This is a genomic window from Bartonella sp. MU37NMGALS (genome assembly GCF_042194015.1).
Taxonomy (GTDB): Bacteria; Pseudomonadota; Alphaproteobacteria; order Rhizobiales; family Rhizobiaceae; genus Bartonella; species Bartonella grahamii.
The window spans coordinates 1-501 of sequence record NZ_JBHIML010000180.1; the positions used below are offsets into that span (position 1 = coordinate 1).

General features: G+C 44.7%; 1 protein-coding gene. It reads left to right on the forward strand.

What is annotated here, in order from left to right; genetic code table 11:
• The coding region (locus ACFIJP_RS09815) for a hemagglutinin repeat-containing protein (RefSeq protein ID WP_375627241.1) at window positions 1-501 on the forward strand (501 nt) is incomplete at both ends.

Consider the following 501-nt stretch of genomic DNA (forward strand, 5'->3'; position numbering starts at 1 on the left):
TTTGGTGTGGGATCAGGCAAGGGCTTTGTGTCGATATACGGGAGTGAGGGAAAGACAGAAAATGAAGAGAGTTTTGAACATCAAGGTTCTTCTCTCAATGCGGATGGCAATATCAACATCACTGCCAAGAAAAAAGATGTGAAAATTGTTGGCTCTGATCTTGCAGGTGAGAATATTAACCTTTCGGCAGCTCGTGATGTCAATGTGCTTGTTGGTCATAATAGCCATTCCTCAAGCTCAAAGGAAGAACGTACAGGCTTTGGGTTTCAGTTTGAAAAGAGCAACAGCGGTGCTTCTGTGGGTGTTGGAATTGCAAGCGCCAAAGACACAGGGGACCAATGGGAAACCACTTCCACACAATCACACATCACGGCACGCCAAGATGTGCAGATTACTGCTGACAATGATGTAAATATGCAAGCAGCCATTGTTTCGGCGGATCGTGATGTCAACATTGATGCTGGCAATAATATCACCCTATCAGAAAGCTATGATACCTCT